Raw genomic sequence first — 10,062 nt, forward strand, 5'->3', positions numbered from 1 at the left:
AAGAAAAGCTATCCCGGTGCGAAGTTCGGTCGAATCGAAGGGCTCAGGGTTCGACCGGCGCCGGATCGGGCGCCTCGGGGAGCGGCAGCGGCGCGACTCGGGCGAGCAGTACGCCGAGCGTCAGTGCCAGCACCCCGAGCCCGAGGCAGAACCACGCGACGCCCGGCCATCCGGCATGGCTCCATGCAAAGCCGCCGGCCGAGCCCAGCACGCTCGACCCGAGGTAATAGAAGAACAGATAGAGCGCCGCCGCCTGTCCGCGATTGCCCAGCGCGCGGCGGCCGACCCAGGCGCTGGCGATCGAATGCGCGCCGAAGAAGCCGATCGTCACCAGCGCGATGCCCGCGATCACCAGCGGCAGCGGGCGGCCCCCGGTCGCGGCGACGCCGCCGATCAGCAGCACGATCGGCAGCCAGAACACCCGCCGCCGCCCGACCTTGCCCGCGAACGCGCCGAACGCCGCCGAACTCGCCGAACCGAGGATGTAGAGGAGGAACACCAAGCCCACCGCGGCCTGGCTGAGCCCGTAGGGCGGTGCGAGCAGGCGAAAGCCGGCGTAATTGTAGACGGTGACGAACACGCCCATCAGCAGGAACGCCTCCGCATAGAGCAGGGGCAGCGCGCGGTCGCGGAACAGTGCGGCAAGGCCGGCGAACGGATGGCCGCCGCTGCCGGCGACGAAGCCGCGCGATGCGGGCGCGAGGCGCCGGAACCCCTCCGCCATCAGCATGCCGGCGAGCCCGACGCTGCCGAGCGCCCAGCGCCAGCCGGCGACGTCGGCGACGAGGCTGGCGACGAGGCGCCCGCCCATGCCGCCGATCGCGCTGCCGGCGATATAGAGGCCCATCGCCGCGCCGACCGAGGCGACGTCGACCTCTTCGGCGACATAGGCCATCGCCACCGCCGGCACGCCCGCCAGCGCGATGCCGGTGAGCAGGCGCAGCGCGAGCAGCGCGGACCATCCCGGCACCAGCGCCGCAGCGAGCGTCAGGGCGCCCGCCGCGAACATCGCCCAGACCATCAGCGGCCGCCGGCCGATCCGGTCGGAGAGGATGCCGGCGAACAGGATGCCGATCGCCAGCGGTCCGGTGGCGAGCGACACCGCCAGCGACGCGCCCTCCGCACTCAGCCCGTAATCGGCGGCGAACAGCGGCAGCAGCGGCTGGACCGAATAGAGCAGCGAAAAGGTCGAGAAGCCGGCGAACAGCATCGCCAGCGTCAGTCGGCGATAGGCGGGCGTCCCCTGGTGCAGCGGCGACTCAGCGGGCGGCATGCGGCTTTCCGCAACGGACGAGGACCAGCACGCCCGCCAGCGCGGAGGCGACCGATCCGGCCAGCACGCCGATCTTGACGCGGTCGACCAGCGCGGGATCGGCAAAGGCGAGGCCGCCGATGAACAGGCTCATCGTGAAGCCGATCCCGGCGATCAGCGCCATGCCGTACAGCTGCGTCCAGCTGACGCCGGCGGGCCGGCGCGCGATGCCGAGCCGGTCGGCGATGCGGATCGCGCCGAAAATGCCGATCTGCTTGCCGAGGAACAGGCCCAGCGCGATCCCCAGCACCAGCGGTTCGGCGAGCGTCGACAGGTTGGCGCCCGCCAGCGACACGCCGGCATTGGCGAAACCGAACAGCGGCACGATGGCGAAGGCGACCCAGGGCTGCAGCGCATGCTCCAGCCGGTGCAGCGGCGAGGTCGCATCGTCGGGCGCGCCCGGTGAGGGGCGGATCGGAATCAGCATCGCGGTCAGCACGCCGGCGATCGTCGCATGCACGCCCGATTGCAGCACGAACAGCCACAGTGCGGCGCCGGCGAGCAGGTAGGGCCACAGCGTCATCACCTTGCGACGGTTGAGCAGATAGAGCACGAGCAGCGCGAGGCCCGCTCCGGCGAGGGCGAGGGGGTGGATGGTGTCGGTGTAGCCGAGCGCGATTATCGCGACGGCGCCCATGTCGTCGACGATCGCCACCGTGGTCAGCAACAGCTTCAACGCCGACGGAATGCGGCTGCCGAGCAGCGCGAGCACGCCGATCGCAAAGGCGATATCGGTGGCGGCAGGGATCGCCCAGCCGGGCTGCAAGCGCGGCTCCGCGCCGGCCACGAGCAGGAAGACGAGCGCGGGGACCGCCATGCCCGCGACGGCGGCGATGAACGGCAGGCGGCGGCGGTCGGCGCTGGCGAGGCGCCCGTCGACGACCTCGCGCTTGATCTCCAGCCCGACGAGCAGGAAGAACAGCGTCATCAGCCCGTCGTTGATCCACAGATGCACCGTCATCGGCCCGAGCGCCGCCGCCAGCACCGGTCCCGTCTCGTGGTGCAGCAGGGTTTCGTAGCCATGCGCGGTCGCGGGCAGGTTGGCGACGATCATCGCCAACACCGCCGCCGCGATCAGGACGATGCCGCCCGCCGCCTCGCTATGCAGGAAATCGCGAAGCGCGCTATGGGCGCCGCGGCGGGGCGGGCGTGCCGTCATCCGTTGCCGCGTAGCGGCTCCGTCGCGCGTGGCAAGCCGATCCCGCCGCGCTGGACGGCGTACGATACCGCCCAGATCGCGAAGCCGCCCAGTGCCAGCCCGCAGCCGACGATACCGGTCGAGGTCCAGCCGAACCCGCCGGCGATAGCGAGCCCGCCGAGCCACGGCCCGATCGCATTGGCGGTGTTGAAGGCGGAATGGTTGAGCGCCGCCGCCAGCGCCTGCGCGTCCCCGGCGACGTCCATCAGCCGCGTCTGCAGCACCGTGCCGAGCGCGCCGCCGAGGCCGATCGCGAACACGTCGAGCATCATCGTCGTCATATCGCCGGCCGCGAGCGGGTAGAGCGCGAGCGCCGCCGCCGACCAGAGCAGCAGCGCCCCCGCAGTCGGCATCAGCGCGCGGTCGGCGAAGCGCGGCACGACGAGGTTGCCGATCGTCATCCCCGCGCCGAACACCGCCAGCACCAGCGGCACCATCCGTGCCGACACGCCGGTGACGTCCATCAGCGTCGAGGCGAGATAGGTATAGACCGCAAACATGCCGCCAAAGCCGATCGCGCCGGTGCCGAGCGTCAGCCACACCTGCGGGCGCCGCAACGCGCCGAGCTCGCGCAGCGGGCTGGCGTCGCGATCGGGCGCGTCGACCGGCGCGAGCAGCGCGACCAAAGTCGCGGTCAGCAGCGCAAGCATCGCGACCAGTGCGAACACCCAGCGCCAGCTCGCGATCTGACCCAGCAGCGTCGCGAACGGCACGCCGACGATCGTCGCGACAGTCAGGCCGAGCATGACCCGCCCGATCGCCTGCGTCCGCCGGTCGGCGGGCACCAGCGACGCGGCGACCAGCGAGGCGATGCCGAAATAGGCGCCGTGCGGCAGCCCGGCGAGGAAGCGGAACGCGAGCATCCAGCGATAGTCGGGCGCCAGCGCGGAGAGGACGTTGCCGATCGCGAACAGCGCCATCAACCCGATCAGCAGCGTGCGTCGCGACAGCCGGGCGGACAGCACCGCGATCGTCGGCGCGCCGACGACGACGCCGAGCGCATAGGCGCTGATGACATGGCCGACCGTCGGCGCGTCCACGCCCAGCCCGCGCGCCAGATCGGGTTCGAGGCTCATCGCGGCGAATTCGGTCGTGCCGATCGCGAACCCGCCGACCGCGAGCGCGAAGTGGACGAGGCCGGGATGCGCCTCGGCAGTCTGTCGTAACGTCATGGGATCGGCCCTAACCGGCTTTGCTGCAACGCAGCAAGAGAAACGGTTCGTTACGAACGGCGGTTCCCGGCACTGGGATTTCGTGCTCCGCACGGCGCCATCGGGTGCAACCCTTTGCGCTCTCATGCGCTTTCTTCGCTTGCGTTCAGGCACGCGGGGGAAGGTTTGTCATGTTGAAGGTCGCCCCCCAGCCGGTCGTGCCACTCGCGCGTCGCTACGACGAGGTTCGCGCGCTGACGCTGGCGCTCGCTGCGCCGCTGTCCGATGCCGATGCCACCGTCCAGTCGATGCCCGATGCGTCGCCGACCAAATGGCATCTGGCGCATACCACCTGGTTCTTCGAGACGTTCGTGCTGCGCGACCACGTGCCGGGCTATCGCCTGCATGACGCGCGCTTTCCGTTCCTGTTCAACAGCTATTACGAGGCGGAAGGGCGTCGGCATGCCCGCGACCGGCGGGGCATGATTACCCGGCCGACGCTGGACGAGGTGCGGGCGTATCGCGCGCACGTCGATGCGGCGCTGGCGGCGGCCCTGCCCGACCTGCCCGATGCGGCGCTGGAACTGGTCGCCCTCGGTTGCCATCACGAGGAGCAGCATCAGGAGCTGCTCGTCACCGACATCCTCCACCTGTTCGGCGAGAATCCGCTGGAACCGGCGGTGTGGCCCGCGGCGCCGAAGGTGCCGGTGGCGATGCCCGGCCCGATCGGCTGGATCGAACGGCCGGCGGGGATCGTGCGGGTCGGCCATGACGGCGACGCCTTCGCCTTCGATTGCGAAGGCCCGCGGCACGACAGCCTGCTGGTCGACCATGCTATCGCCGACCGCACCGTCACCAACGGCGAATGGGCGGCGTTCATCGCCGACGGTGGCTATCGGAACGCGGTGCACTGGCTCGCCGACGGCTGGGCCTGGGTGAAGGCGGAGGGCATCGCCGCGCCGCTCTATTGGGAGGAACGCGACGGCGGCTGGACCCGCATGGGCCTCGACGGCCGTCGTGCGATCGATCCCGCCGCACCGGTGACCCATGTCAGCTTCTTCGAGGCGGATGCCTATGCCAGCTGGGCCGGCGCGCGCCTGCCGACCGAGTTCGAATGGGAAGCGGCCGCGCAAACGCATGACCCGGCCGGCGGCAACCAGATGGACGACGCCGGCACGGTCGAGCCGCGGCCGGCGGCGGGCGGTCCCGCCTTCTTCGGCGACGTCTGGGAATGGACCGGCAGCGCCTATCGTCCCTATCCCGGCTTCCGCGCCGCCGAGGGCGCGGTCGGCGAATATAACGGCAAGTTCATGAGCGGCCAGTTCGTGCTGCGCGGCGGCAGCTGCGCGACGCCGCGCGGCCATGCCCGCGCCAGCTATCGCAATTTCTTCTACCCTCACCAGCGCTGGCAGTTCACCGGCGTCCGGCTTGCCAAGGACATCTGATGTTGAAGCCCGAAATCGAGGACGGCGAGCAGACGCTGGCCGACCCGCAGTTCCGCGCCGACGTGCTCGCCGGGCTGGAACGCCGTCCACGCGCGATCCCCGCACGCTGGTTCTACGACCGGCGCGGGTCGGAATTGTTCGAGGACATCACGGCGCTGCGCGAATATTATCCGACGCGTACCGAAACCGCGATCCTCGAGCGGATCTGTCCCGAGGTCGCCGATATCGCCGGCCGTGGCCGCGCGGTGGTGGAGTTCGGATCGGGTTCGTCGGTCAAGACGCCGGTGCTGCTCCGCTGCACCGCGCCATCCGCCTATGTGCCGATCGACATTTCGGGCGACTTCCTGCGCGAATCGTCGCGGGTGCTGTCGGCGGCTTTCCCCGACCTGTTGGTGCTGCCGTTCGAGGCGGACTTCATGCGCCCGCTCACCCTGCCGCACACGATCGCCGATACACCCAAGCTCGGCTTCTTCCCCGGATCGACGATCGGCAACATGATCCCGCTGATGGCGGTCGACCTGCTCCGCACGATGCGCGCGTCGCTGGGCGAGGGGGCGATGCTGCTCGTCGGCATGGACCGGATCAAGGACGAGGTGACGCTGGTCGCCGCCTATGACGACGAGGACGGCGTCACCGCGGCGTTCAACCTCAACCTGCTCGAACGGATCAACCGCGAGCTGGACGGCACGATCCCGGTCGACGCCTTCGCCCACGAGGCGCGCTGGAACGACGATCGCGCGCGGATCGAGATGCATCTGGTGGCGACGCGCGACGTCGCCTTCACCGTCGACGGCCGGCCGTTCGCGATCGCCGCGGGTGAGAGCATCCACACCGAGAACAGCCACAAATACGGATCGCGCGACGCCCGCATCCTGCTCCGCTCGGGCGGGTGGACGCCGATCCACGAATGGACCGACCCCGACGGCCTGTTCGCGCTCTATCTCGCCGAGGCGCAGGCGGAGCGCCCGGCCCCCTGATCCGGCTGGCAGCCGCGCCGAAAGGCGCTATGGCGCGGCAAACGGACAAGGAGAGTGACATGCGGGCGGTCGGAGTCGTCGGAGCGGGCCAGATGGGCGCGGGTATCGCGCAGGTGTCGGCCGCGGCTGGCTATCGCGTCATCCTGACCGATGTGTCGGCGGAGCGCGCCGAGGCGGGCAAGGCCGGCATCACCAGGCAGCTGGCGCGCGCGGTCGAGAAGGAGAAGATCGACGCCGCCACCCGCGATGCGACGCTCGCCCGGATCGAACCGGTCGCCGGCGTCGCGACGATGGGCGAATGCGGCCTCGTCATCGAGGCGGCGACTGAGCGCGAGGAGATCAAGCGCGCGATCTTCAAGGATGTCGGCGCGGTGCTCGCCGCGGATGCGGTGCTCGCGTCCAACACCTCGTCGATCCCGATTACCCGGCTGGCGCAGGCGACGCCCGACCCGGCGCGCTTCATCGGCGTGCATTTCTTCAATCCGGTGCCGGTGATGGGGCTGATCGAGGTGATCCGCGGCCTCGCCACCGCGGACGCCACCGTCGCGACGATCGAGGATTATGCCGACCGCCTCGGCAAGGCGGTGGTCCGCGCCAACGACGCGCCCGGCTTCATCGTCAACCGCGTGCTGATGCCGATGATAAACGAGGCGATCTTCGCATTGGGCGAAGGCGTCGCGACGATCCGCGATATCGATCTCGCCTGCCAATTGGGGCTCAACCATCCGATGGGGCCGCTGACGCTCGCCGATTTCATCGGGCTCGACACCTGCCTCGAGATCACGCGGGTGTTGTTCGACGGCACCGGCGATCCCAAATTCCGCCCGGCGCCGTTGCTGGTCAAATATGTCGAGGCGGGCTGGTACGGCCGCAAGACCGGTCGCGGCTTCTACGATTACAGCGGCCCGACGCCGGAGCCGACGCGCTGAGGATGATGCGATGAGCCTGGACGACACCATCGTCGAGACGCCCGACGGGCCGATGACCTACAAGGAATGGAAGAAGAAGAACCCGGTGCAGCTGCCTTCGCGCCGGACCAAGGGCAAGGACCTGCCCAACAAGGTGAAGATGCGGACGGACGAATAGCTCATCGTCATCCTCATTATGTCATCCCCGCCTCCGCGGGGATGACGATCGTTGGGGGGCGGTGCGAAACCACATCGCATACACCCCCGCCAGCACCACCAGAAACGGCACCCCATACACCAGCGTCAGCGCGAACGGCCCGGTGAACGGCGTCGTCGCGAGGATCGCAAGGATCGCGCCGGCGCCGGCGAGGCTGGTCCACGGATAGCCCCACAGGCGGAACGCCGCCGGTGCGCCGTGCCGTCGGCGGAAGGCGAGATGGGTGACGAAGATCATCCCCCAGGTGAACAGCGCGCCGAAGATCGATACCGCGATCATCACCCCGAACGCCGCATCGGGCCGCCACGCATAGACGCCGCCCGCCACGCCGATCCCCGCCGCCGACACCAGCAGCGCGCGCACCGGCACGCCGCGCTCATTGACCCGCGCCAATGTCGGCGGCGCGAAGCCGCTTTCCGCTAGGCTGAACAGCATCCGCGACGCGGTGTAGAGCTGGCTGTTCATCGCCGACAGCGCCGCGACCAGCACCACCGCATTGATGACGCCCGCCGCATAGGGCAGGCCGGTCGCCTGCATCACCGTGACGAACGGGCTGGTCGTCGTCCCCGCCTGCGTCCACGGCACGATCGCCAGCATGACGGCGAGGCTGCCGAGATAGAAGAGCGCCAGCCGCAGCATCGTCGAGCGGAAGGCGCGGACGATCGCGCGTTCCGGATCGCGCGCCTCGCCGGCGGCGACCGCGATCATCTCGATGCTGAGATAGCTGAAGATCGACACGATCACCGCGGTCCAGATGCCGCCGATGCCGTGGGGCGCGAAGCCGCCGTGCGCGGTGTAATGGGTCAGGCCGACGCCGCTGCGGACGATCACCCACAGGCCGATTGCGACGAAGGCCAGGATCGCGGCGATCTTGATCGCGGAAAAGGCATATTCGACCGCGCCGAACACGCGCACGCTGGCGAGGTTCACCGCCAGCAGCGCCAGCGCGAAGCCGGCGATCCACCACAGGCCCGGCACGTCCGGCGCCCAGTAGCGCATGTAGATCGCGACCGCGGTCACCTCCGTCCCGATCGCGAGGATGATGCAGGTGACATAGGCATAGCGGACGAGGAATCCCGCGAACCGACCGAGATAGCGTTCGGCGAACAGCCCGAACGATCCCGTGGCCGGGTCCGCCACCGTCATCTCGGCCAGGCAGCCCATCAGCGCCAGCGTGATGAGCCCGCCGATCGCATAACTGACCAGCACCGCGGGACCGGCGAGCCCGATCGCGAAGCCGCTGCCGAGGAACAGGCCGGTGCCGACCGCGCCGCCGATCGCGATCATCGCGAGCTGGCCCGACCCGAGGGTCCGCCTGAGGCCGGTCATGCCGGGGCGATCAGCCGATCAGCAGCCCGGCGAGCGCCGCCGACATCAGATTGGCGAGGCTGCCCGCCGCCAGCGCGCGCAGGCCGAGTTTGGCGATCATCGGCCGCTGGTTGGGGGCGAGGCTGCCGGTCACCGCCATCTGGATCGCGATCGAGGAGAAATTGGCGAAACCGCAGAGCGCGAACGTCACCACCGCGACCGTCCGCGGCGACAGCGTCGTCTGCTGGCCGAGGTCGATATAGGCGACGAATTCGTTGAGCACGATCTTCTCGCCGAACAGCCCGCCGGCGATCGCCGCCTCGTTCCACGGCACGTTGAGCAGGAACATCACCGGCTGGAAGACATAGCCGAGCAGGCCCTGGAAGCTCAGCCCGGGCAGGCCGACCATATTGCCGAGGCCGCCGAGCAGCCCGTTGGCGAGCGCGACCAGGGCGACGAACGCCAGCACCATCGCGCCGACCGCGACCGCGAGGCGGACGCCGGTCTGCGCACCCTGCGCGGCGGCCATGATGAGGTTGGCGGGCTTTTCCTCGTCATGCGTCGCCTCGGGCAGCGGCTCGCCCGGGGTGCCGCCCTCGGGCAGCAGCGCGGCAGGGCCGGCGCCGCTGATCCGGGTTTCGGCGAGGTGGATTTGGCGATTCTCGTCGGGCAGGTCGCCCAAGGGCAGTTCGCCCTCGGGCGGGACGCTGCGGTCGGGCATGATGATCTTCGCCATCAATATCCCGCCCGGCGCCGCCATGAAGCTGGCGGCGAGCAGATATTCGATGCGGATGCCCATCGACGCATAGGCCGCGAGGATCGTGCCGGCGACGCCCGCCATGCCGCTGGTCATCACCGTGAACAGCTGCGGCGGGGTGAGGCCGGCGAGATAGGGACGGATGACCAGCGGGGATTCGGACTGGCCGACGAAGATGTTCGCGGCGGCGCAGAGCGATTCGACCTTGGAGGTGCCGACGACCTTTTCGATCGCGCCGCCGACCCAGCGCACCACCAGCTGCATCACGCCGAGATAATAGAGGATCGAGACGAGGCTGGCGAAGAAGATGATGACCGGCAGCGCCGCGATCGCGAAGCTCTGGCCGCCGATCTCGGGCGTCGCCAGCTTGCCGAACAGGAATTCGGTGCCCTTCTGCGAATAGCCCAGCAGCGCGGACACGCCCGCCGAGGCGCCGGCCAGCGCCTGCCGGCCCGGACCCCAATAGAGGACGATCGTCGCGATCACCGCCTGCAAGGCAAAGGCCGCGCCGACGACGCGCAGCCGGATCGCGCGGCGATCGGTGGACAGCGCGAAGGCGATGCCGAGAATGACGAGGATACCGGCAACGCCGATCAGGATACGATGCATCAATCAACCCGCGGGAGTGAACCGCCGCGGCCCCCCGGCAGCGACGGACCAGCATACACGCGCTTTTCCGTGAGGCCAGAGCGGATTGGCGGTGCTTTCCACGTCGTTACCCCCCGTGAGGCCAGAGCGGATTGGCGGTGCTTTCCACGTCGTTACCCCCCCCCTGTCTGATGTGATGAT

Annotated in this window: 9 protein-coding genes; 4 read left to right on the forward strand and 5 right to left on the reverse strand. The window is 69.6% G+C overall.

Annotation, left to right across the window (positions count from 1 at the left end):
• Window positions 1-43 precede the first annotated feature (43 nt).
• The 3 genes from B2515_RS09810 to B2515_RS09820 are packed head-to-tail and all read right to left on the reverse strand — an operon-like array spanning window position 44 to window position 3,682.
• Complete coding sequence (locus tag B2515_RS09810) at window positions 44-1,273, reverse strand: MFS transporter (RefSeq protein WP_293876021.1); 1,230 nt, start codon at window positions 1,271-1,273, stop codon at window positions 44-46.
• Window positions 1,260-2,471 carry a Na+/H+ antiporter NhaA gene (nhaA, locus tag B2515_RS09815; RefSeq protein WP_293876022.1) on the reverse strand — a complete coding sequence of 404 codons (1,212 nt, stop codon included), beginning with the start codon at window positions 2,469-2,471 and terminating at the stop codon, window positions 1,260-1,262. Before nhaA ends, B2515_RS09810 begins: the two co-directional genes overlap by 14 nt.
• Window positions 2,468-3,682 (reverse strand): MFS transporter, encoded by a 1,215-nt coding sequence (locus tag B2515_RS09820; RefSeq protein WP_293876023.1) that lies wholly within the window; start codon window positions 3,680-3,682, stop codon window positions 2,468-2,470. Before B2515_RS09820 ends, nhaA begins: the two co-directional genes overlap by 4 nt.
• A 170-nt stretch (window positions 3,683-3,852) precedes the next feature.
• On the opposite strand from B2515_RS09820, the gene egtB reads away from it, so the two are divergent.
• The 4 genes from egtB to B2515_RS09840 are packed head-to-tail and all read left to right on the forward strand — an operon-like array spanning window position 3,853 to window position 7,169.
• Window positions 3,853-5,106, forward strand: coding sequence for an ergothioneine biosynthesis protein EgtB (gene egtB, locus B2515_RS09825; RefSeq protein WP_293876024.1), 1,254 nt, complete (start codon window positions 3,853-3,855; stop codon window positions 5,104-5,106).
• Window positions 5,106-6,083 (forward strand): L-histidine N(alpha)-methyltransferase, encoded by a 978-nt coding sequence (gene egtD / locus B2515_RS09830; RefSeq protein WP_293876025.1) that lies wholly within the window; start codon window positions 5,106-5,108, stop codon window positions 6,081-6,083. The genes egtB and egtD overlap by 1 nt, the downstream gene beginning before the upstream one ends.
• Before the next feature lie 59 nt (window positions 6,084-6,142).
• The gene (locus B2515_RS09835) at window positions 6,143-7,012 is read left to right on the forward strand and encodes a 3-hydroxybutyryl-CoA dehydrogenase (RefSeq protein WP_293876026.1); all 870 of its coding nucleotides are present in this window, start codon (window positions 6,143-6,145) and stop codon (window positions 7,010-7,012) included.
• Between the two features lie 10 nt (window positions 7,013-7,022).
• Complete coding sequence (locus B2515_RS09840; RefSeq protein ID WP_166753169.1) at window positions 7,023-7,169, forward strand: hypothetical protein; 147 nt, start codon at window positions 7,023-7,025, stop codon at window positions 7,167-7,169.
• 21 nt (window positions 7,170-7,190) lie between these two features.
• On the opposite strand, the gene B2515_RS09845 is transcribed toward B2515_RS09840, so the two are convergent.
• Both B2515_RS09845 and B2515_RS09850 read right to left on the reverse strand, forming a co-directional pair.
• Window positions 7,191-8,537 (reverse strand): amino acid permease, encoded by a 1,347-nt coding sequence (locus B2515_RS09845; RefSeq protein WP_293876027.1) that lies wholly within the window; start codon window positions 8,535-8,537, stop codon window positions 7,191-7,193.
• Window positions 8,538-8,547: 10 nt separating this feature from the next.
• Window positions 8,548-9,882: a NupC/NupG family nucleoside CNT transporter gene (locus B2515_RS09850; protein ID WP_293876028.1), complete on the reverse strand. Its 1,335-nt coding sequence runs from the start codon at window positions 9,880-9,882 to the stop codon at window positions 8,548-8,550.
• Between the last annotated feature and the right edge of the window lie 180 nt (window positions 9,883-10,062).

Origin of the sequence: Sphingomonas sp. UBA978 (assembly GCF_002292295.1) — a bacterium.
Classification (GTDB): domain Bacteria; phylum Pseudomonadota; class Alphaproteobacteria; order Sphingomonadales; family Sphingomonadaceae; genus Sphingomonas.